21 protein-coding genes and 1 riboswitch are annotated in these 20712 nt (G+C 72.5%); of the genes, 14 read left to right on the top strand and 7 right to left on the bottom strand.

Translation table 11 applies throughout. From position 1 onward, the window contains the following. Window positions 1-10: 10 nt before the first annotated feature. Together UO65_RS23485 and UO65_RS23490 are read right to left on the bottom strand one after the other, a co-directional pair. Window positions 11-529: a ribonuclease FAU-1 family protein gene (locus UO65_RS23485; protein ID WP_035286377.1), complete on the bottom strand. Its 519-nt coding sequence runs from the start codon at window positions 527-529 to the stop codon at window positions 11-13. A gap of 143 nt (window positions 530-672) precedes the next feature. Beyond that, on the bottom strand, window positions 673-1248 hold the full coding sequence (locus tag UO65_RS23490; protein WP_035286380.1) for a ribonuclease FAU-1 family protein: 576 nt from the start codon (window positions 1246-1248) through the stop codon (window positions 673-675). A 125-nt stretch (window positions 1249-1373) separates the two neighbouring features. Here UO65_RS23490 and UO65_RS23495 point away from each other — a divergent pair, with 125 nt between their 5' ends. Together UO65_RS23495 and uvrB are read left to right on the top strand one after the other, a co-directional pair. Beyond that, window positions 1374-2582, top strand: coding sequence for a DUF5685 family protein (locus tag UO65_RS23495; RefSeq protein WP_035286382.1), 1209 nt, complete (start codon window positions 1374-1376; stop codon window positions 2580-2582). A gap of 42 nt (window positions 2583-2624) precedes the next feature. Next, on the top strand, window positions 2625-4787 hold the full coding sequence (gene uvrB, locus UO65_RS23500) for an excinuclease ABC subunit UvrB (protein WP_035286384.1): 2163 nt from the start codon (window positions 2625-2627) through the stop codon (window positions 4785-4787). A 115-nt stretch (window positions 4788-4902) separates the two neighbouring features. On the opposite strand, the gene UO65_RS23505 is transcribed toward uvrB, so the two are convergent. From UO65_RS23505 to UO65_RS36120, 3 genes are all read right to left on the bottom strand, one after another. Next, window positions 4903-6129 (bottom strand): MFS transporter, encoded by a 1227-nt coding sequence (locus UO65_RS23505; RefSeq protein WP_035286386.1) that lies wholly within the window; start codon window positions 6127-6129, stop codon window positions 4903-4905. 62 nt (window positions 6130-6191) lie between these two features. Next, a complete protein-coding gene (locus tag UO65_RS23510; RefSeq protein ID WP_052021666.1) occupies window positions 6192-7028 on the bottom strand; it encodes an alpha/beta fold hydrolase in 837 nt (278 codons plus the stop codon). 45 nt (window positions 7029-7073) lie between these two features. Further along, the gene (locus UO65_RS36120) at window positions 7074-7259 is read right to left on the bottom strand and encodes a hypothetical protein (RefSeq protein ID WP_146241419.1); all 186 of its coding nucleotides are present in this window, start codon (window positions 7257-7259) and stop codon (window positions 7074-7076) included. A gap of 130 nt (window positions 7260-7389) precedes the next feature. On the opposite strand from UO65_RS36120, the gene UO65_RS23515 reads away from it, so the two are divergent. The 10 genes from UO65_RS23515 to UO65_RS23560 all read left to right on the top strand — a co-directional run bounded on the left by UO65_RS23515 (window position 7390) and on the right by UO65_RS23560 (window position 14840). After that, complete coding sequence (locus tag UO65_RS23515; protein ID WP_200873441.1) at window positions 7390-8214, top strand: crotonase/enoyl-CoA hydratase family protein; 825 nt, start codon at window positions 7390-7392, stop codon at window positions 8212-8214. A gap of 75 nt (window positions 8215-8289) precedes the next feature. After that, complete coding sequence (locus tag UO65_RS23520) at window positions 8290-9999, top strand: AMP-binding protein (RefSeq protein WP_035286391.1); 1710 nt, start codon at window positions 8290-8292, stop codon at window positions 9997-9999. Between the two features lie 56 nt (window positions 10000-10055). After that, window positions 10056-10622: a type 1 glutamine amidotransferase domain-containing protein gene (locus UO65_RS23525; RefSeq protein ID WP_035286393.1), complete on the top strand. Its 567-nt coding sequence runs from the start codon at window positions 10056-10058 to the stop codon at window positions 10620-10622. Window positions 10623-10743: 121 nt separating this feature from the next. After that, on the top strand, window positions 10744-10986 hold the full coding sequence (locus tag UO65_RS23530; protein WP_035286395.1) for a hypothetical protein: 243 nt from the start codon (window positions 10744-10746) through the stop codon (window positions 10984-10986). A 54-nt stretch (window positions 10987-11040) separates the two neighbouring features. Beyond that, entirely contained in the window at window positions 11041-11661 is a 621-nt protein-coding gene (locus tag UO65_RS23535) for a CDP-alcohol phosphatidyltransferase family protein (RefSeq protein WP_035286397.1), read from the top strand. Window positions 11662-11710: 49 nt separating this feature from the next. Beyond that, entirely contained in the window at window positions 11711-12091 is a 381-nt protein-coding gene (gene gcvH / locus UO65_RS23540) for a glycine cleavage system protein GcvH (RefSeq protein WP_035286399.1), read from the top strand. Window positions 12092-12312: 221 nt separating this feature from the next. Next, the gene (gene garA / locus UO65_RS23545) at window positions 12313-12768 is read left to right on the top strand and encodes a glycogen accumulation regulator GarA (protein WP_035286400.1); all 456 of its coding nucleotides are present in this window, start codon (window positions 12313-12315) and stop codon (window positions 12766-12768) included. Window positions 12769-12778: 10 nt separating this feature from the next. After that, a complete protein-coding gene (ftsR, locus tag UO65_RS23550) occupies window positions 12779-13462 on the top strand; it encodes a transcriptional regulator FtsR (protein ID WP_035286402.1) in 684 nt (227 codons plus the stop codon). A gap of 153 nt (window positions 13463-13615) precedes the next feature. Further along, window positions 13616-14089: a bifunctional nuclease family protein gene (locus tag UO65_RS23555; RefSeq protein ID WP_035286403.1), complete on the top strand. Its 474-nt coding sequence runs from the start codon at window positions 13616-13618 to the stop codon at window positions 14087-14089. Between the two features lie 169 nt (window positions 14090-14258). Beyond that, on the top strand, window positions 14259-14840 hold the full coding sequence (locus UO65_RS23560; RefSeq protein ID WP_052021668.1) for a MerR family transcriptional regulator: 582 nt from the start codon (window positions 14259-14261) through the stop codon (window positions 14838-14840). Between the two features lie 28 nt (window positions 14841-14868). Here the strand turns inward: UO65_RS23560 and UO65_RS23565 are convergent, their stop codons facing one another. Then, window positions 14869-15645, bottom strand: coding sequence for a GNAT family N-acetyltransferase (locus UO65_RS23565; RefSeq protein ID WP_035286406.1), 777 nt, complete (start codon window positions 15643-15645; stop codon window positions 14869-14871). A 76-nt stretch (window positions 15646-15721) separates the two neighbouring features. Next, window positions 15722-15822, top strand: a riboswitch (glycine riboswitch). 178 nt (window positions 15823-16000) lie between these two features. Here UO65_RS23565 and gcvP point away from each other — a divergent pair. Beyond that, the gene (gcvP, locus tag UO65_RS23570) at window positions 16001-18874 is read left to right on the top strand and encodes an aminomethyl-transferring glycine dehydrogenase (protein WP_035286407.1); all 2874 of its coding nucleotides are present in this window, start codon (window positions 16001-16003) and stop codon (window positions 18872-18874) included. A 162-nt stretch (window positions 18875-19036) separates the two neighbouring features. Here the strand turns inward: gcvP and UO65_RS23575 are convergent, their stop codons facing one another. Beyond that, window positions 19037-19234, bottom strand: coding sequence for a S1 RNA-binding domain-containing protein (locus tag UO65_RS23575; protein WP_035286409.1), 198 nt, complete (start codon window positions 19232-19234; stop codon window positions 19037-19039). A 230-nt stretch (window positions 19235-19464) separates the two neighbouring features. Between UO65_RS23575 and UO65_RS23580 the strand changes: the two genes are divergently transcribed. Next, complete coding sequence (locus UO65_RS23580) at window positions 19465-20292, top strand: aldo/keto reductase (RefSeq protein WP_035286410.1); 828 nt, start codon at window positions 19465-19467, stop codon at window positions 20290-20292. Window positions 20293-20712 lie beyond the last annotated feature (420 nt).

The following is a 20712-nucleotide window of genomic DNA, read 5'->3' on the forward strand; positions in this document are numbered from 1 at the left end:
CCAGCCGGGCCTAGTACGGCGGCCAGACCTCGAAGATGTGCTTGTGGGCCAGCCACGACGACAGGTCGTGGCGGACGCGGCTCAGCTCCTCCAGCGTCTTGTGGACGGTGCACATCGCCAGGTCGGCGTCGCCGACGCGGAGGACCTGGCCCCCGACGGCGGCGGCGAACTCCTCCGAGCGGACGATGCGGGCCGTGGTGCCGCCGGGGGCGGCCAGGCCGAGCAGCAGGTCGGTGGTGCGCCAGTAGCGGCCGTCGCGCAGCACGCGGACGGCGGTGAGCACGCTCGGGCCGCCCTTGGCGTGCCGGGAGCGGGGTTTCTGCTGGGTGAGCCGGAGGTTGAGGTCCGGCAGCAGCCAGGTGATCTCGGTGTCGGAGAACGGGTCGTCCGGAGTGGTGTACTCCATCCGCAACCCCCACCGTTCGACCTGGCAGACGCGCAACCCGTGCGCCGTCCCCGACGAGAAGCTGCGTACCGCGGTGGCCGTGTCGACGATGTCGACAAGCTGCGGTGTGATGACCGTGCCCACGGGCCTGAGCGTAGCGGCGCGTTTCCGGGAGGCCATTGCCGGAATCATTTTGTTATGTCACGACTCGTACCCGCGAAGGTCTCTTTCGAGCCAATTTACGCGATTCGACGCCACTCTCTGTTGACTTTAACGGCGCTCGAACACTAACGAGTTCGATCGATCCAGGGAGGCGTGATACCCAGCGTGACCAGCCACGCATCCACATCATAACTCGAATGGGCTATACCGTCGACCGCGCGGTATGTGCGTTCCATTGCTCGTTGAACGGTGGACGAGTCAAGCAGCCCGGTGCGGAATGCGGCCAGCAGTTCATCGGTGTCCTCCACCCGCACATCCCGCCCGGTCCGCACGAGCACGTCCAGATAAAGATCGACAGTGCGCCAGGCCGACCGGTCGTCGACCGAGATGTCCACGACGTCGAGGTAGAAGTCGTGCCCCAGGTCGACCCCCGGCCGCGGTCGCCACTTCGACACCCGCAGGCCGAGTTCCGGCAGCAGCAGCGACTGGAAGTAGGCGATCCGGGGGTGCCCGTCGACTGGGCGGGCCATGAACAGCCCCTCCGGCGTCTCGCGGTAGGCGTCGACCGCCCGCACGAAACCCTTCGGGTCGGTGTTCGTCCGCGCCGCCGGGTCGAACAGCTCGACCTTGGGCGGGTGGACCTCGTGCTGGCGGTCGTCCCGGCGGGCGGCGGGGACGGGGACCGGGCGGGTGCGGGCCATACCGCCATCGTGCCCACGCGGCCAGGTCGAGGCCCAGTCTTTTTGGCTGGTTCCGTGCCGCCGAACGGGTGATCGCCGCTATGCTCCGGCGCCGTTCGGCAGCGACGAGGTGAGGGGTCACCAGCGTGTTCGGAATCCTCAGGCCGTGCAGGCACCGGCTCTCACCGGTGCTGCGCACCTCCTGGATGGCCCACCTGTGCGGGCTGTGCCTGGCGCTGCGCGACGACCACGGGCAACTGGCCCGCACCGTCACCAACTACGACGGCCTGGCGATCTCCGCCCTGGTCGAGGCCCAGTCGGCCGCGGTGGGCGGGCGGCGGGTGGCCGGGCCCTGCCCGCTGCGCGGGATGCGCTCGGCGCCGGTCGCCGAGGGTGCGGGCGCCAAGCTGGCCGCGGCGGTGTCGCTGGTGCTGGCCTCGGCGAAGGTCGACGACCACGTCGCCGACGGCGACGGGCCGTTCCGCCGCCGCCCGGTCGCCGGGGTGGCGCGGAAGGTGGCCGCGCGCTGGGCGCGCCAGGGCGAGCTGACCGGCGAGCGGATCGGCTTCGGCACCGCGGTCCTGCTCGACGCCGTCGGCCGCCAGGGCGAACTGGAGTCGAGCCTGCTGACCGGGTCGTCGGTGCTGCTGGCCACCGAGCCGACCGAGACCGCCACCGCCGCCGCGTTCGCCCACACCGCCGTGCTGACCGGCCGCCCCGGCAACGAGGCGCCGCTGCGCGAGGCGGGCAGGCTGTTCGGCCGGGTCGCGCACCTGCTCGACGCGGTCGAGGACCTCGACGCCGACGCCGCCGCGGGCGCCTGGAACCCGCTCGCCGCCACCGGCACCACCCTCGCCGAGGCCCGGCGGCTGTGCGACGACGCCGTGCTCGGCGTGCGGCTGGCGCTCAAGGAGGCCGAGTTCGACGACGGCAAGCTGGTGCACGCGCTGCTCGTGCACGAGCTGGGCGCCGCCGTGGTGCGCACCTTCGGTCACCTGGAGCTGGACCGGCAGGGGCTCGACCTGCACGGCCAGCCGCCGCCCGGGTGGCAGGCGCCGCAGGCCCCGCCGGGGTGGCAGCCGCCGCGCGACCCGAAGGCGCCCAAGCACGGCGGTGGGCGCAAGCACGGCGGCCACCAGTGGGGCAGGCGGCGCGGCACCCTCGCGGGCTGCGGCGTGGCGCTCGCGCTGTGCTGCACCTGCCAGATGTGCTGCGCGGACCCGTACCACGACCCGTGGACCGGGGAGCCCAAGGAGGGCTTCTGCCACCGCTGCGACTGCGACTGCTGCGATTGCGGCGACTGCGGTTGCGGTGACGGGTGTGACTGCTGCGGCTGCTGCGACTGCTCCTGCTGAGCGCCCCGGTTTCTGTCGGGGGTCCGGCGTAACCTCGTCGGCGTGGCATTCGCGACCGAGCACCCAGTCCTGGCCCACTCCGAGCACCGCCCCGTCGGCGACATCCCCCGCACCGACGGGAAGTTCCGCATGGTCGCCGACTACGCGCCCGCGGGTGACCAGCCCGCGGCCATCGACGCGCTGGAGAAGCGCATCCGGGCCGGCGAGCAGGACACCGTGCTGCTCGGCGCCACCGGCACCGGCAAGTCGGCGACGACGGCCTGGCTGATCGAGCGGGTGCAGCGGCCCACCCTGGTGATGGCGCCGAACAAGACGCTGGCCGCGCAGCTCGCCAACGAGCTGCGCGAGTTCTTCCCGGACAACGCGGTCGAGTACTTCGTCTCGTACTACGACTACTACCAGCCCGAGGCGTACATCGCGCAGACCGACACCTACATCGAGAAGGACTCCTCGGTCAACGACGACGTCGAGCGGCTGCGGCACTCGGCGACGATGAGCCTGCTGTCGCGGCGGGACGTGATCGTGGTGGCGTCGGTGTCGTGCATCTACGGCCTGGGCACCCCGCAGTCGTACCTGGACCGCTCGATCGGGCTGAGCGTCGGCGGCGAGGTGGAGCGCGACACGTTCCTGCGCGCCCTGGTCGACGTGCAGTACACGCGCAACGACATCGCCTTCGCCCGCGGCACCTTCCGGGTGCGCGGCGACACGGTGGAGATCATCCCGGCGTACGAGGAGCTGGCCATCCGGGTCGAGTTCTTCGGCGACGAGGTGGACAAGCTGTACTACCTGCACCCGCTCACCGGCGACATCGTCCGAGAGTGCGACGAGCTGCGCATCTTCCCGGCCACGCACTACGTCGCGGGCCCGGAGCGGATGGAGCGGGCGATCGGGGCGATCGAGGCCGAGCTGGAGGAGCGGCTCAAGGACCTGGAGGGCAAGGGCAAGCTGCTGGAGGCCCAGCGGCTGCGGATGCGCACCAGCTACGACGTGGAGATGATGCGCCAGGTCGGCTTCTGCTCGGGCATCGAGAACTACTCCCGCCACATCGACGGCCGCGCCGCGGGCACCGCCCCGGCCACCCTGATCGACTACTTCCCGGACGACTTCCTGCTGGTCATCGACGAGTCGCACGTGACGGTGCCGCAGATCGGCGGCATGTACGAGGGCGACATGTCCCGCAAGCGCAACCTGGTCGACTTCGGCTTCCGGCTGCCCAGCGCGGTGGACAACCGCCCGCTGACCTGGGAGGAGTTCGCCGAGCGGATCGGCCAGACGGTGTACCTGTCGGCCACCCCGGGCCCGTACGAGATGGGCCAGACCGGCGGTGAGTTCGTCGAGCAGGTCATCCGCCCCACCGGCCTGCTCGACCCGGAGGTCGTCGTCAAGCCCACCGAGGGCCAGATCGACGACCTGGTGCACGAGATCCGCGAGCGCGCCGAGCGCGACGAGCGGGTCCTGGTCACCACCCTGACCAAGAAGATGGCCGAGGACCTCACCGACTACCTGCTGGAGCTGGGCATCCGCGTCCGCTACCTGCACTCCGAGGTCGACACGCTGCGCCGCATCGAACTGCTCCGCCAGTTGCGGCTGGGCGACTACGACGTGCTGATCGGCATCAACCTGCTCCGCGAGGGCCTCGACCTGCCCGAGGTCTCCCTGGTGGCGATCCTCGACGCGGACAAGGAGGGCTTCCTGCGCAGCGGCACCTCCCTGGTGCAGACGATCGGCCGCGCCGCCCGCAACGTCTCCGGCCAGGTCCACATGTACGCCGACAAGATCACCGACTCGATGCGCCACGCCATCGACGAGACCAACCGCCGCCGGGCCAAGCAGATCGCCTACAACACCGAGCGCGGCCTGGACCCCCAGCCGCTGCGCAAGAAGATCAACGACATCCTCGACCGAGTGTTCACCGAGGTCGAGGACGCCGACGAGCCGGTCCCGATCGGCGGCTCCGGCCGCAACACCTCCCGGGGCAAGCGCGCCGCGGGCGAGAAGGGCGGCACCCGCAGCGCGGGCATCGTCGGCGAGCGCGACGTCAAGTCCATGCCCAGGGCCGAACTCGCCGACCTCGTCCAGCAGCTCACCGACCAGATGATGGGCGCAGCCCGCGACCTCCAGTTCGAACTCGCGGGCCGCCTCCGCGACGAGATCCACGACCTCAAGCGCGAACTCCGCGGCATGGACGCGGCGGGCATCAAGTGACCCGGGGCGCCTGCCCGGCGGTCACCCGGGCAGGCGCCGAGCCGGGCACGTGGACGACCGGGAACCGGCCCGGCGAAGCCCATCGCGCCGCCGGTGTGCGCGCTGCCGGGCAGCGTCAGGGCACCGGCCGCGCGTCGCCCCGGGTCAGGGCGCGCAGGCTCGGTGAGCACAGGGCGCCGGCCACGGCGAGCACGACCAGGACCGCGAGCCCGCTCAGCGTCAGCGCCGTGCCGAAGCGGTGCGACAGCGGCCCGACCGCGATCTCCCCGATCGGGATGGCGACGAACGACCCCGCCGCGTCGTAGGAGTAGACCCGGGCCAGGTGGTCCTGCGGCACGTTCTCCTGCAGCGCCACGTCCCAGGCGATGCCGAACTGCTCCACGGCGAACCCGCCGACGAAGTTGGCCGCCAGCAGCGGCACCACCTGCGGCGCGTGCGCCAGGGTGAGCAGCGGCAGCGCCATCACCGCCACCAGCGCGGTGCCGAACACCAGTGCCCGCCGCGGCTGCCACCGGCTCGCCAGCACCCCGCCGACCAGCGCGCCGACGGTCTGCGCGCCCAGCACGAATCCCCAGGCGAGCCTGCCGACGGTGGTGTCGGCCACCGAGGGCCCGAGCACCTGCATCCCGCCGATCACCGCCGCGTTGATCACCATCATCGCCGCGACCACCGACCACACCCAGGACCGGGCGGTGAACTCCCGCCACCCGGCGCGCAGGTCCGCCCACGGCCGGGTCGGGGCGTCGTCGTCGATCTCCGGTGCCCGGACCCGCGCGTAGAACAGCGACGCGACCGCGAAGATCCCCGCCGCCACCGCCATCGCCCAGCCCGGCGAGGCCAGCGCCGCGAGCATCCCGCCCAGCGACGCCCCGGTGACCACAGCGGTGTTGATGCCCATCCGCACCAGCGCGTTCGCCTGCCGCACCAGCCCCGGCGGCACGGTCTGCGGGGTCAGCGCCGACGCGGCGGGCAGCGACGCCGCCGACACCGCGCCGTTGACCACGCTCAGCACCACCAGCAGCGGCACCGACGCGAACCCGAGCAGCACCGCCGCCGCGGTCAGCGCCTGCGACACCGCCGCGGCCGTGCTCGCGCCCTGCAGGATCACCGACCGGGGCAGCCGGTCGGCCAGCACCCCGCCGAGCAGCAGCAGCGCCACGTTGGCGATCGACCGCGCCCCCACCACGACCCCCAGCGCCACCACCGACCCGGTCAGGTCCAGCACGGCGAACGCCAGCGCCACCGGCGCGATCGCGTTGCCGACGAACGTGGTGACCCGGCCGATGGCCAGCCTGCGGAACATCCCCTCGCGCAGCGGCGCGAAGAACCCGTTTCCCCCCATGCGCGGAGTCTGGTGCAGCACCGGGGGGAGGTGTCAAATCCCGACCAACCGGATTCCCGGCCTCATTCCGCCCTGGCGGTGGCGGCGCCGGTCGCGGCGAAGCACTCGTCGAGGAACCCGGTGATCGCCGTGGTGAGCCGGTTCGGGGTGAACCGCAGCTCGACCGGGCTGCTCGCCTCGATGAACCGCGCGTCCGGCAGCTCGCCCGCCAGCATGTGCGCGTCGCCGAAGGGGTGGATCGGGTCGCGCTTGTGCCCGATCACCAGTGCGGGGACCGCGATCGCGGCGCGCAGCGTGGTGGGCGGGGCGATCCGCCCGAAGAAGATGCCGTGCACCGCCGCCGCCATCGCGGCGGGCTCCTGGCGCAGGGTCTCGGTCACGGTGTCCACCCACTGGTGCCCGCGCGGCACCCGGTCGGCCAGCCAGGCCACCGCGCGCACGGCGGGCGGCAGGAACCGGGCGGTGAACAGCAGCGGGGTGAAGGCCAGCAGCCCGGCCACGATCGCGTTGTCCAGCACCGGCATCTCCACGACCACGCCGAGCAGCCGCTCCGGCGCGGCCACCGCCACCTCCAGGGTGACGTTGGCGCCCAGCGAGGTGCCGCCGACGACCGCGCGCTCGACCCCCAGGTGGTCGAGCAGGCCGACGACCTGGGTGGCCCAGGTGCTCATGGAGTAGCGCCACGACTCGGTCGGGCGGTCGGACTCGCCGTGCCCCAGCAGGTCCAGGGTGACCACCCGGTACCCGGCGGCGGCCAGTGACCTGGCCAGCGGGGCGTGCATGGTCCTGGTCATGAGCTGGCCGTGGGTCAGCACGACCAGCCGGTCCCCGCTGCCGAACCCGGTGTAGCGCAGGGTGTGCCCGGCGAAGGTGAACGAGTGCGCGCGCTCCACGGTCATCCGCTCAGGTTACCCGCCGGTAGGGCTTCGTGGGACCGGTGAAGCTCAGTCCGAGTCGCGCCTGCGCCGACCGCCGGGCTGGGCCTGCGGCTGCGGCGGTTGCGCGGCGGGCCGGGGGGCGGCGGCGGTCTCCCCCTCGGGCTGCTCGGCCGCGTCCTCGGTGCCGCCCGCGCGCATCTCGCGCAGCAGTTCGTCGAAGATCGGCGTGGACATCACGCTCTGGCTTGCCATCCGGGCTCCCCTCGTTCTGGCTCGCGTGCGCAACTTACCGGCCGGGCCCGACGACCCACGGCCATTCGGGTCACTCGATCGGGTGCAAGGGGGGTTGGTCTGGATGTTACCGATGGGTAATACTGGTTCCATGACGGAGAACCTGGTCTCGCTCAAGGTCGACGTGGCCGACCACATCGCCGAAGTCACCCTGCTCGGCCCCGGCAAGGGCAACGCCATGGGCCCCGACTTCTGGCGGGAGCTGCCGCTGGTGTTCGGCGAACTCGACGCCGACCCGGAGGTCCGCGCGGTCGTGCTGACCGGCAGCGGCCCGCACTTCTCCTACGGCCTCGACCTGCCCGCGATGATGTCCTCCTGGGGCGGCTTGCTCGGCGCCGACTCGCTGGCGGGCCCGCGCACCGACTTCCTCACCCAGATCCGCGGCCTCCAGGACTCGGTCACCTCCATCGCCGCCTGCCGCAAACCGGTGATCGCCGCGGTCAGCGGCTGGTGCATCGGCGGCGGGGTCGACGTCATCGCCGCCGCCGACATCCGCATCGCCAGCGCCGACGCCAAGTTCAGCGTCCGCGAGGTCAAGGTCGCCATCGTCGCCGACCTGGGCAGCCTGCAACGCCTCTCCGGCATCATCGGCGAGGGCCACCTGCGCGAACTGGCGCTCACCGGCAAGAACATCGACGCCGCCCGCGCCCAGCGCATCGGCCTGGTCAACGACGTCCACGACGACCAGGCCGCGGTCCTCGCCGCCGCCCGTGAACTCGCCGCCGAGATCGCCGCCAACCCGCCGCTGGTCGTGCAGGGCACCAAGGACGTCCTCGGCCAGGAGCGCGACCGCCGCGTCGCCGACGGGCTGCGCTACGTCGCCGCCTGGAACGCCGCCTTCCTCCCCAGCAAGGACCTCGGCGAAGCGGTGCAGGCCTTCCTGGAGCGCAGGCCGCCGGAGTTCAAGGGCGCCTGACGCCGGGGGAGTGGCGGGTGGCACGCCGGTAGGGCAGGCTCGATCGCGGTTGTCGAGTCAACGAGGAGCAGAACCGTGCGCCAGGCCACCGACGAGTTCCGTGCCGCCCGCGACTTCCTGCTGGAGCACGGCGACGACTACGACCGCGCCTGCGCCGGGTTCGAGTGGCCCCGACCGTCGAGCTTCAACTGGGCGCTGGACTGGTTCGACGTCGTGGCCGCCGAGGAGCCCACCGCGAGCAGGCCCGCGCTGTGGATCGTCGAGGAGGACGGCACCGAGGGGAAGTGGACCTACGCGGAGCTGTCGCGCCGCTCGGACCAGGTGGCCAACTGGTTGCGCGGGCTCGGCGTGCGGCGGGGCGACCGGCTGGTGCTGATGCTGGGCAACCAGGGCGAGCTGTGGGAGGTCATCCTGGCCTCGATCAAGCTCGGGGCGGTGATCATCCCGGCCACCACCCTGCTCGCCGCCGCCGACCTGCGCGACCGGGTGGACCGCGGGCTGGCCAAGCACGTGGTGGTCCGGTCCGCCGACACCGCGAAGTTCGACGACGTGCCCGGCCACTACACCCGCATCGCCGTGGGGGAGCCGGTCGACGGGTGGGAGTCCTACGCCGATTCGACCGAGACCCCCGCGCGGTTCACCCCGGACGGGCCGACCGGGGCGGACGACACGCTGCTGCTCTACTTCACCTCCGGCACCACCGCCCGGCCCAAGCTGGTCGAGCACACGCACGTGTCCTACCCGGTGGGCCACCTGTCCACCATGTACTGGATCGGCCTGCGCCCCGGCGACGTGCACCTCAACATCTCCTCGCCCGGCTGGGCCAAGCACGCCTGGAGCAACGTCTTCGCGCCGTGGAACGCCGAGGCCACCGTGTTCATCCACAACTACAGCCGGTTCGACGCGACCGCGCTGATGTCGCAGATGGACCGGTGCGGGGTCACCAGCTTCTGCGCCCCGCCCACCGTCTGGCGGATGCTCATCCAGGCCGACCTCAGCCAGTTGCGGACCCCGCCGCAGAAGGTGGTCGGGGCCGGGGAGCCGCTCAACCCCGAGGTGATCGAGCAGGTGTCGAGGGCGTGGGGGGTGACCATCCGCGACGGGTTCGGCCAGACCGAGACCAGCGTGCAGGTCGCCAACACCCCCGGCCAGCCGGTGAAGGCGGGCTCGATGGGCCGCCCGCTGCCCGGGTTCCGCATCGCCCTGGTCGACCCGGCCACCGGCGACCTCGCCGACGAGGGCGAGATCTGCGTGGAGCTGGCCTCCCGGCCGGTCGGGCTGATGGTGGGCTACGCCGACGACAACGAGCGCACCGCCGAGTCCATGCGCGACGGCCACTACCACACCGGTGACGTCGGTTCCCGCGACGCGGACGGCTACATCACCTACGTCGGCCGCGCCGACGACGTGTTCAAGGCCTCCGACTACCGGATCTCCCCGTTCGAGCTGGAGAGCGCCCTGATCGAGCACCCCGCCGTGGCCGAGGCCGCCGTGGTGCCGTCCCCGGACCCGATCCGGCTGTCGGTGCCCAAGGCGTACGTGGTGCTGGCGGCCGGGTACGAGCCCGACGCCGACACCGCCCGGTCCATCCTGGCCTTCGCCCGCGAGCAGTTGGCCCCCTACAAGCGCATCCGCAGGCTGGAGTTCGGCGAGCTGCCCAAGACCATCTCCGGCAAGATCCGCCGCGTCGAGCTGCGCGGGCGCGAGCGCGACGCCCACTCGGGGACCGGCGCTCGGGTCGCGGGCGAGTTCACCGAGGACGACTTCCCCGACCTACGCGGATGATTGAGCGTCCCCCGGTCGGGAAACCCCTCTGGGACAACCCGACCGGAAGGAGCACCATGTCGCCCCTCACCGACCGCAAGGTCGCGTTCCTCGTGGCCCCCGAGGGCATCGAGCAGGTCGAGCTGACCGAGCCGTGGAAGGCGGTCGAGAACGCCGGGGGCACCCCCGTGCTGGTCTCCACCGACAGCGGCACCGTGCAGGCGTTCAACCACCTGGACAAGGCCGACACGTTCCCGGTGGACAAGACGACCGCCGACGCCGACCCGGCCGACTACGCCGCGCTCGTGCTGCCCGGCGGGGTGGCGAACCCGGACTTCCTGCGCACCGACCCCGGCGCGGTCCGCTTCACCAAGACGTTCTTCGACACCGGCAAGCCGGTCGCGGCGATCTGCCACGCGCCGTGGACGCTGATCGAGGCCGACGTCGTGCGCGGGCGCCGGGTCACCTCGTGGCCCAGCCTGCAAACCGACCTGCGCAACGCGGGCGCGGAGTGGGTGGACCAGGAGGTCGTCGTGGACACCTCGGACGGCTCCACCCTGGTGACCAGCCGCAAGCCCGACGACCTGCCCCGGTTCTGCGAAACCCTCCTGGAGGTCCTGAGCCAGGAGAAGGTTTCGCATTAACACCCCGCACCCGGGACTTTTACAAGCGGTAACGCCTTTTGTGCGGACCGTTGCTAACACGGGGTGCTTGGCTTCCGACATGCCGGTCGGAAGCCAGCCCCCGTGGCAGTGAGGACACGTGATGAGCAAGACGACGCAGATCGACGCACCGACCGACGCACCCCCCGCGATACCCGGCGGCCCGCCCGCACCCGGCGCCGCGCGGTCCCTGCCGACCGCCCCGTGCAGCGTGGTGTGGAGCAACGGCCGCGCCTTCGTCCTCGAACCGCCCGTCTGGGTGGGCCTCGACGGGTACGGCAGGCCCGCCCGCCTGACCCCCGCCGCGCTGGACCGGCAGGGTTGGACCCACCACCGGGCCTGCTGACCCGGACGAGCGACCGGCCGCCGGTGCGGGGCCCCGCCCGAATACGCTGCGGTCATGTCCGACGCGGCCCCCGGCCCTCCCGACGACCCGGGGGAGCGACTCCCCGACCGGGTGCTCACCATCCCCAACGCGCTCAGCGTGCTGCGGTTGGCGGGCGTGCCGGTCTTCCTGTACCTGCTGCTGGGTCCGCGGGCCGACGGGTGGGCGATCGCGCTGCTGATGTTCAGCGGCCTGTCGGACTACCTCGACGGCAAGATCGCCCGCTGGCTCGACCAGACCAGCAGGCTCGGCGCGCTGCTCGACCCCGCCGCCGACCGGCTCTACACCCTGGCCACGATCGTCGCCTTCGTCCTGCGCGACATCGTGCCGTGGTGGGTGGCGGCCGTGCTGGTGGCCAGGGACCTGCTGGTGGCGGGCTGCATCGGCCTCCTCCGGCGGGGCGGCTTCGCCCCGCCGGAGGTGACCTACATCGGCAAGGCGGCCACGTTCAACCTGATGTACGCCTTCCCGCTGCTGCTGCTCGCCCAGGGTGCCTCCACCGCGGCCACGATCGCCCGCCCGATCGCGTACGCGCTGGCCATCTGGGGTGCGGGCCTGTTCCTGTACTCGGGGCTGCTCTACGTCGTGCAGACGCGCACGGCACTGCGCCACCACCCCGGACCGGTCTGCATCTAAGCTCTCCGGCACCCGGCCTGCGAGGCTCGTCGTGAGAGGGCGACCGAAGGTGATTCCCGAAGAACTGCGCTACACCGAAGAACACGAGTGGGTGGCGACCAAGACCGAGGTGCTGGTCCGGGTCGGCATCACCGAATACGCCCAGCAGCAGCTCGGCGACGTGGTGTTCGTCCAGCTACCCGAGGTCGGCGACCGGGTCGAGCAGGGCTCCCCGATCGGCGAGGTCGAGTCGACCAAGAGCGTCTCCGAGCTGTACGCCCCGCTCACCGGCGAGGTCACGGCGGTCAACGACGAGGCGGTCGAGGCGCCCGACCTGCTCAACTCCGACCCCTACGGCGAGGGCTGGCTGGTGGAGATCACCATCGACGACCCCGACGCCGTCGAGGCCCTCCTCGACGCCGAGGGCTACCAGCCGCTCACCCGGGACTAGGTCGTCGCGGAACCCGCGCCCGCGGTGGCTGCCCTGATCAGGGGCACGTTTCCCGGAACCAGGTCCGGCGCCGCGCCGCGTCCGGTGCCGCCCGCGGCGCCGCGGGCGTGAGACGATCTTCACCCTTCCCCCCCCGGCAGCGGGGGACCACCGTCCGGCCGGTTGATCGCGCACGGTACGTTGGCACTGTTCAGCGAAGTACCAGCAGGAGGAGAGCTCAGGTGAGCACGAACGACGGGCCCGGCGTCCCGCCGGAGCAGTCTCCGGAACGGACTTCGGTCTTCCGGGCCGACTTCCTCGCCGACCCCGAGGCCCGCACCGAGGTCCCCGCCCCCGAGCCCGCCGTCGCGGGCGTGGACGCCCTGCCCGCCGGGTCCGCCCTGCTGGTGGTCAAGCGCGGCCCGAACGCGGGCTCGCGCTTCCTGCTCGACCGCGACACCACCAGCGCGGGACGGCACCCCGACAGCGACATCTTCCTCGACGACGTCACCGTCTCCCGGCGGCACGCGGAGTTCCGCCGCGAGGGCGGCGAGTTCGTGGTGATCGACGTGGGCAGCCTCAACGGCACCTACGTCAACCGCGAGCCCGTCGACCAGGCCGTGCTGGCCGGTGGCGACGAGGTGCAGATCGGCAAGTTCCGCCTGGTGTTCCTCACCGGTCCGGGCGCGGGAGCCTAGGGGTCGCCGAGTGGCGGGCGCGGCGGCGCGGCCGGAACGGGACGGGGCGAGCATCGGCGCGGTGCTCGAGCGCCTGCGCCCCGAGTTCCCGGACGTGACCATCTCCAAGATCCGGTTCCTGGAATCGGAGGGGCTGGTCAGCCCGGAGCGCACGCCATCGGGGTACCGGCGGTTCACCGAGGCGGACGTGGCCAGGCTGCGCTTCGTGCTCGCCGCCCAGCGCGACCAGTACTTACCGCTGCGGGTCATCCGCGAGCAGCTCGACAACGGCCGCCCGCCCGCGCGGGCGGCCGAACCCGAGCCGGTGGACCCGCTGCCGGAGGGCGCCCGGTTGCCGCGCGCCGAGGTGCTGGCCAGGGCCGGGGTCGGCGACGACCTGCTCAGCGCCCTGGAGGAGTACGGCCTGCTGACCGCTGACCGCGACGGCCACTACGACGGCGGCGCGGTCTCCATCGCCCGCACGGCGGCCTCGCTCGCGGCCTACGGCATCGAGCCCAGGCACCTGCGCGCCTTCCGCGCCGCGGCCGAGCGCGAGGTGGGGCTGGTCGAGCAGGTGGTCGCCCCGCTGTACCGGCAGCGCGACCCGGCGGCCCGCGGTCGGGCCGACGAGGTGGCCCGCGACCTGGCCGACCTGTCGGTCGACCTGCACGCCCTGCTGGTCCGCGCGGGTCTGCGCAGGCTGACCGGGACCTGAGTTCACCGCCCCGGCCCTTCCCGGTGTGACCAGATCAGAAGTGGAATGGTTGCGCACAGGGTCCGGATGGCGGGTAGCGTCGAGGCCGGGGATCGGCGATCCTCAAGGGATACGGGACGCCGATGCCCCATCGAGCGGAGGGAGGCGAGCCCGATGAGCGAGATGCGCGTCGTGGGCGTCCGGGTGGAGTTGCCCCAGAACCAGCCCATCCTGTTGCTGCGCGAGGCCGAGGGGGAGCGGTACCTCCCGATCTGGATCGGGTCGGTCGAGGCCACCGCGATCGCCCTGGAGCAGCAGGGGGTGCGACCTGCCCGGCCGCTGACCCACGACCTGCTCAAGGACGTGATCGGGGCGCTCGGGCGCGAGCTGGAGCAGGTCCGGATCACCGACCTGAAGGAGGGCACCTTCTTCGCGGAGCTGGTCTTCGACGGCGACATCCGGGTCTCGGCCCGCCCCAGCGACTCGGTGGCCCTCGCCCTGCGGGTGGGGGTGCCCATCCACGCGGAGGACTCCGTCCTGCAGGAGGCCGGACTGATCATCCCGGACGAGCAGGAGGACGAGGTGGAGAAGTTCCGCGAGTTCCTCGACTCGGTCTCGCCCGAGGACTTCCGCGGCGCCGACACCTGAGTCGCGCCGCGCCCCGCGCGTCGCGTTGACCTCCCCGCGCGCCCGATTTACCGTCAGGAACTGAGCGTCGTCTCCGGTGGGTGGGGCTCGACCGTGCGCCCCCCACCGCCGACGTGCTCGGCCGACGGTTCCCCACAGCGGAACGGGCGGTCTCGTTCGCCGGCCGCCGATGGCCGGACGAGGGGAGGCAGGCGTGTTCGAGCAGGGTACGGACTCCGGGGAACAGGGTGAGCTGTTCCCGGACGCCTCGCTGCCGGACGAGCTGGTCGGCTACCGCGGTCCCGCCGCGTGCCAGATCGCGGGCATCACCTACCGGCAGCTCGACTACTGGGCCCGGACCGGGCTGGTGGTCCCCACCGTCCGCAGCGCCGCCGGGTCCGGTTCGCAGCGGTTGTACTCGTTCAAGGACGTCCTGGTCCTCAAAGTGGTCAAGCGCCTCCTGGACACCGGTGTCTCGTTGCAGAACATCCGAGTGGCTGTGGAGCACCTGCGCAAGCGGGGAGTCCGGGATCTGGCCAGAATCACCCTGTTCAGCGACGGCACGACGGTGTACGAGTGCACCTCGCCGGAAGAGGTCGTCGACCTGCTCCAGGGCGGGCAGGGCGTGTTCGGCATCGCCGTCTCGGGGGCGATCCGCGAGATCAGCGGCACGATCCACGAGTTCCCGGCCGAGCGCGCCGACGGCCTGGAGCTGGACCAGCCCAACCAGGACGAGCTGACCCGCCGCCGCAACGCCCGCAACGCGGGCTGAGACCCGCACGCCCGTCGAGGGCGGGCCGTCACTCCGGCAGCGTGTACGGCGTGGTCGAGGTCAGCTCCACGAAGCCCAGCCGCTCCAGGATCGGCCTGCTCGTCGGCAGCGCGTCCACGTGCAGGTACCGCACCCCCCGCGCCCGCGCCAGCTCCGCCCGGTGCGACACCAGCGCCCGGTAGACCCCGCGGCGGCGCCACCCGGGCAGCGTCCCGCCGCCCCACAGGCCCGCGAACGCCGTCCCCGGGTAGTACTCGGTCCGCGCGGCGCTCACCGGCACCCCGTCGGCCACGGCGAGGAGCACGTCCAGCCGCGACGGTGACTCCACCAACTGCTCCAGCAGCCGCTCCCCGAGCCACCCGAACGGCGCCCCGAACGCCGCCTCGTGCACCCGCACCACCGCCTCGACCCCCGCCGCGTCGCGCACCGGCACCAGCGACACCCCGGCGGGCGGGGCCACCTCGGGCACGGCCGCGGCCTCCGCCACCATCACCGCCTCCACCTGCCCCGGCCGCAGCCCGGCCGCCACCAGGTGCACCGGCAGCGCCCGGAACCGGTCGTGGTGGTAGTGCTTCCACTCGCAGTCGCCCGGCAGCACCCGGAACCGGGCGACCTCCTCGGCGACCACCGCGTCCGCCGTCGTGGCGTCCAGGTCGGACCACACCACCCCGGACCAGCCGCGGGGGCGCTCGTCCACGTGCCGGGTGACGTGCGGGGTGCGCTCGACCACCGCGTGGTCGTCCAGGGCGGGCAGGTCGCGGCGCAGGTCGCGGTCCAGGGCGGCGAGGGCGGCGGATGTGTCCATCCCCGCATCCGACCACGTCCCGGGCGGCGACGCGAGGTTTCGGCGCGTCCGCGGGTTAGACTCGTCGGGACGTCGACGAACCCGCGCGGGAGAGTCCGGACGGCCCACCGGCCGCACCGGCGCCGAAGGAGCAAATCCTCCCCGGAACCTCTCAGGCAAACGGACCGCGTGGGTGAGGCGCCTCTGGAAAGCGGGTCGCCCGGATATCGCCGGGTGACCCCGCCGAAGGTGCAAGTCCGCCCACTGGCCGGACGAAGCTCTCAGGCGCCCGGGTGATCGGGCACGGACAGAGGGGGAGGGCCCAGGGCAGCGCAGCCCGCCCCGGCCCGACCCCGAAACCCGGAGGTAGCCCCGCATGACCAGTGACCGCATCCCCCTCGCCGCCCTGGAGCACGGGACCCCGTTCGCCGACCGGCACGTCGGGCCGCGCCCGGCGGAACTGGCCCGCATCCTCGACGTCATCGGCGTCGGGTCGCTGGAGGAGTTGGCGCACCGCGCGGTCCCCGAGTCGATCCGCGAGGGCGACCTGACCCTGTCGCTGCCCGAGCCCGCCACCGAGCACGGGGCGCTGGCCGAGCTGCGCGCGCTCGCCGCCCGCAACACCACGCTGACCCAGATGATCGGCCTGGGCTACCACGGCACCCAGACCCCGCCGGTGATCCGGCGCAACGTGCTGGAGAGCCCCGCCTGGTACACCGCCTACACCCCGTACCAGCCGGAGATCTCCCAGGGCAGGTTGGAAGCGCTGCTGAACTTCCAGACCATGGTCGCCGACCTGGCCGGGCTGCCCACCGCGAACGCCTCGATGCTCGACGAGTCGACCGCCGCGGCCGAGGCGATGACCCTGCTGCGCCGCGGCGGCCGGTCGAAGTCCCCCCGGTTCGTCGTGGACGCCGACACCTACCCGCAGACCATCGCGGTGATCGAGACCAGGGCCGAGCCGCTGGGCATCGAACTGGTCGTCGCCGACCTGGCCGACGGGCTGCCCGAGGGCGAGTTCTACGGCGTCCTGCTGTCCTACCCGGGCGCGTCCGGCGCCGTCCGCGACCACGCCGCGCTGATCGCCGAGGCGCACGAGCGCGGCGCCAAGGTCGCCGTCGCCGCCGACCTGCTGGCGCTGACCCTGCTGCGCCCGCCGGGGGAGGTCGGCGCGGACGTCGTCGTGGGCACCACCCAGCGCTTCGGCGTCCCCATGGGCTTCGGCGGCCCGCACGCCGGGTACATGGCCGTCGCCAAGGGCCTGGAGCGCCAGTTGCCCGGGCGGCTGGTCGGGGTGAGCACCGACGCCGACGGCGCGCTGGCCTACCGGCTGGCGTTGCAGACCCGCGAGCAGCACATCCGCCGGGAGAAGGCCACCTCGAACATCTGCACCGCGCAGGTCCTGCTCGCCGTGGTCGCGTCGATGTACGCGGTCTACCACGGCCCCGACGGGCTGCGCGCGATCGCCACCCGCACCCACCGGATGGCCGCCGTCCTGGCCGAGGGCCTGCGCGCGGGCGGCGTCGAGGTCGTGGCCGACGGGTTCTTCGACACCGTGACCCTGCGGGTCCCCGGCCGCGCCGCCGACGTGGTGGCCGCCGCCCGCGACCTGGGCGTCAACCTGCGGCTGACCGACGCCGACCACGTGGGCGTCACCACCGACGAGACCACCACCCGCGCCCACCTGGAGCTGGTCTGGCGGGCCTTCGGCGTGTCCGGCGACGTGGACGCCCTGGACCTGCGCACCGCCGACGCGCTGCCCGCCGCGCTGCTGCGCGAGTCGGCGTACCTGACGCACCCGGTGTTCTCCGCGCACCGCTCCGAGACCGCCCTGCTGCGCTACCTGCGCGCGCTGTCGGACAAGGACGTGGCGCTGGACCGGAGCATGATCCCGCTGGGGTCGTGCACGATGAAGCTCAACGCCACCGCGGAGATGGAGCCGATCACCTGGCCCGCCTTCGCCGACCTGCACCCGTTCGCCCCCGCCGACCAGGCCGAGGGCATCCTCCGGGTGGTGGCGGACCTGGAGCGCTGGCTGGCCGAGCTGACCGGCTACGACGCGGTGAGCCTGCAGCCGAACGCGGGCAGCCAGGGCGAGTTCGCGGGCCTGCTGGCCATCCGCGCCTACCACCGCTCCCAGGGCCACGGGGAGCGCGACGTCTGCCTGATCCCGTCGAGCGCGCACGGCACCAACGCCGCCAGCGCGGTCATGGCCGGGATGCGCGTCGCCGTGGTCAAGTGCGACGACTCCGGCAACGTCGACCTGGACCACCTGCGGCTGATGGTCGAGGAGCACAAGGCGGACCTCGCCGCGATCATGATCACCTACCCGTCCACGCACGGGGTGTACGAGGACACTGTCCGCGAGGTGTGCGGGCTGGTGCACGACGCGGGCGGCCAGGTCTACGTCGACGGCGCCAACCTCAACGCGCTGATCGGCCTCGCCCGCTACGGCAAGTTCGGCTCCGACGTGTCGCACCTGAACCTGCACAAGACCTTCTGCATCCCGCACGGCGGCGGCGGCCCCGGCGTCGGCCCGATCGGCGTCCGGGAGCACCTGGCGCCGTTCCTGCCCAACCACCCCCTCCAGCCCACCGCGGGCCCGGAGACCGGTGTCGGCCCGATCAGCGCCGCCCCCTGGGGTTCGGCGTCGATCCTGCCGATCTCCTGGGCCTACGTCCGGATGATGGGCGCCGACGGCCTGCGCCGCGCCACCCTGACCGCGGTCGCCGCGGCCAACTACGTCGCCAGGGTCCTCGACGAGCACTACCCGGTCCTCTACACCGGCGAGGGCGGCCACGTCGCCCACGAGTGCATCCTCGACCTGCGCCCCATCACCAAGGCCACGGGCATCACGGTCGACGACGTCGCCAAGCGCCTCGCCGACTACGGCCTGCACGCCCCCACGATGTCGTTCCCGGTCGCGGGCACCCTCATGGTCGAGCCGACGGAAAGCGAAGACCTCGCCGAGATCGACCGCTTCTGCGACGCCATGATCGCCATCCGCCGCGAGATCGACCAGGTCGCGGCGGGCGACTGGCCCCGCGACGACAACCCGCTGGTCAACGCCCCGCACACGGCGGCGTCGGTCACCGGCAAGTGGGACCACCCGTACAGCCGCGAGGAAGCGGTCTTCCCCGCGGGCACGGCCGCCCCCAAGGTCTGGCCCCCCGTCCGCCGCATCGACGGTGCCAAGGGCGACCGCAACCTGGTCTGCTCCTGCCCGCCGATCGAGGCGTTCAGCGGCTGAGGACGCGGCTCGGGTCCGCGGTGCGCACCGCGGACCCGAGCCGACCCCCGGAGTTCTCGTGTGGAACCGACCCGCGGCGGCGCCTGCCGCGGGCGGCCCTCAGCGCGCGCACCGGTTGATCAGGCGGTGCGCGCGGTCAGTGCTGCTCGGTGCTGGTTGCTGCTACGCCCTGGCCAGGCTGTAGCGCTGCTTGACGGGGTCCGAGTGCAGGACCCGGACGTCGAGGGTCGTGCCGACCTCGACGGTCTCGCCGTGCAGCAGGCCGTGGGTGCCGTCCGGGTGCTCGACGAACGAACCGAACGGCGCCACGTCCACGACCGTGCCGGTGAAGGTCTCGTCGACCTGGGGGAACATGCGCATCTCACCTCCTCTCCCGCGCGAGTCCACTCAGGACTTCCAACGCGGGGGGAGGGCCCCGGATCACGTCAGTGCCGGGCGACCGTTCTGTGTGCGGCGCGAGGCCGACCCGGCAGTCATGCCACCACCCTATCGGGGGACATCTCACAAGGGGAAGCCCACGGGGAAGTTTCGGTCGCGGGCCGTCGTTGGCAACCCGCAGAGACCAACGCGATCCGGAGGTTGCACACTCGATGTCCACAGTCCCCAACGTCACGCTCAACGACGGCACCACCATCCCGCAGCTCGGCTACGGCGTGTGGCAGGTCCCCAAGGACGAGGTGACCGCCGCGGTGACCACCGCCCTGGAGGCCGGCTACCGCGGCATCGACACCGCGGCGATCTACGGCAACGAGGAGGGCACCGGCGCCGCCATCGCCGCCTCGGGCATCCCCCGCGAGGACCTGCACGTCACCACCAAGCTGTGGAACTCCGAACAGGGCTACGACTCCACCCTCCGCGCCTTCGACGAGAGCATGGCCAAGCTCGGCCTGGACTACCTCGACCTGTACCTGATCCACTGGGCCGCCCCCCGGCAGGACAAGTACGTCGACACCTTCAAGGCCTTCGAGAAGCTGCGCGCCGACGGCCGGGTCCGCTCCATCGGCGTCTCCAACTTCCACGTCCCGCACCTGGAGCGCCTGCTCGCCGAGACGGACGTGGTCCCCTCGGTCAACCAGATCGAACTGCACCCCAACCTCCAGCAGGCCGAACTGCGCGCCTTCCACGAGAAGCACGGCATCGCCACCGAGGCCTGGAGCCCCTTGGCCTCCGGCCAGCTCCTCAAGGACAAGACCATCGCCGCGATCGGCGAGAAGCACGGCAAGTCCACCGCCCAGGTGATCCTGCGCTGGCACCTCGACCTGGGCAACATCGTCATCCCCAAGTCGGTCACCCCCGCCCGAATCCAAGCCAACATCGACGTCTTCGACTTCACCCTCGACGACGACGACCGCAAGACCCTGGCGGCCCTGGACAACGGCACCCGCACCGGCCCCAACCCGGACACCTTCGAGGGCTGACCAATCCCCCACCGCGCCGGGCAGGCCACCAGCCTGCCCGGCGCGGCGTGCTCAACCGCCGCCCGGCCACCAACCACCCGAAACCCCACCGGGCGCAGCTACCAGCCACCCCCGAAACCGTCAGCCCGGCCAAGCAGAGGCCGGGTGGGCGGACGTGTTTGGCCAGCCGACCACCCCGAAAACCGGCGGCCCGGCCAAGCAAATGCCTGTGTGGGTGGACGTGTTTGGTCAGCCGACCACCCCGAAAACCACCAGCCCGGCGAGCGACTGCTCGGGTGGGTGGATGTACTGCTTGGTCAGCCGACCACCCCGAGAACCACTAGCCCGGTGACCGGCTGCCCGGGTGGGTGGAGGTCCTGAACGCAGGCCGACCACCCCGAGAACCGCCGGCCCGGCGAGCGAACTGCCCGGGTGGGTGGA

This window comes from Actinokineospora spheciospongiae, from assembly GCF_000564855.1.
Classification (GTDB): domain Bacteria; phylum Actinomycetota; class Actinomycetes; order Mycobacteriales; family Pseudonocardiaceae; genus Actinokineospora; species Actinokineospora spheciospongiae.

What these genes read in the sequence shown, in the direction of transcription:
- UO65_RS23490 (WP_035286380.1), bottom strand. Translation starts at nt 1,248, where the DNA reads ATGGCCCGCACCCGCCCGGTCCCCGTCCCCGCCGCCCGCCGGGACGAC.
- UO65_RS23530 (WP_035286395.1), top strand. Translation starts at nt 10,744, where the DNA reads ATGAGCAAGACGACGCAGATCGACGCACCGACCGACGCACCCCCCGCG.
- UO65_RS23560 (WP_052021668.1), top strand. Translation starts at nt 14,259, where the DNA reads ATGGCCGGACGAGGGGAGGCAGGCGTGTTCGAGCAGGGTACGGACTCC.
- UO65_RS23575 (WP_035286409.1), bottom strand. Translation starts at nt 19,234, where the DNA reads ATGCGCATGTTCCCCCAGGTCGACGAGACCTTCACCGGCACGGTCGTG.
- UO65_RS36120 (WP_146241419.1), bottom strand. Translation starts at nt 7,259, where the DNA reads ATGGCAAGCCAGAGCGTGATGTCCACGCCGATCTTCGACGAACTGCTG.
- UO65_RS23535 (WP_035286397.1), top strand. Translation starts at nt 11,041, where the DNA reads ATGTCCGACGCGGCCCCCGGCCCTCCCGACGACCCGGGGGAGCGACTC.
- UO65_RS23555 (WP_035286403.1), top strand. Translation starts at nt 13,616, where the DNA reads ATGAGCGAGATGCGCGTCGTGGGCGTCCGGGTGGAGTTGCCCCAGAAC.
- UO65_RS23580 (WP_035286410.1), top strand. Translation starts at nt 19,465, where the DNA reads ATGTCCACAGTCCCCAACGTCACGCTCAACGACGGCACCACCATCCCG.
- UO65_RS23515 (WP_200873441.1), top strand. Translation starts at nt 7,390, where the DNA reads ATGACGGAGAACCTGGTCTCGCTCAAGGTCGACGTGGCCGACCACATC.
- UO65_RS23510 (WP_052021666.1), bottom strand. Translation starts at nt 7,028, where the DNA reads ATGACCGTGGAGCGCGCGCACTCGTTCACCTTCGCCGGGCACACCCTG.
- UO65_RS23505 (WP_035286386.1), bottom strand. Translation starts at nt 6,129, where the DNA reads ATGGGGGGAAACGGGTTCTTCGCGCCGCTGCGCGAGGGGATGTTCCGC.
- gcvP (WP_035286407.1), top strand. Translation starts at nt 16,001, where the DNA reads ATGACCAGTGACCGCATCCCCCTCGCCGCCCTGGAGCACGGGACCCCG.
- UO65_RS23525 (WP_035286393.1), top strand. Translation starts at nt 10,056, where the DNA reads ATGTCGCCCCTCACCGACCGCAAGGTCGCGTTCCTCGTGGCCCCCGAG.
- UO65_RS23565 (WP_035286406.1), bottom strand. Translation starts at nt 15,645, where the DNA reads ATGGACACATCCGCCGCCCTCGCCGCCCTGGACCGCGACCTGCGCCGC.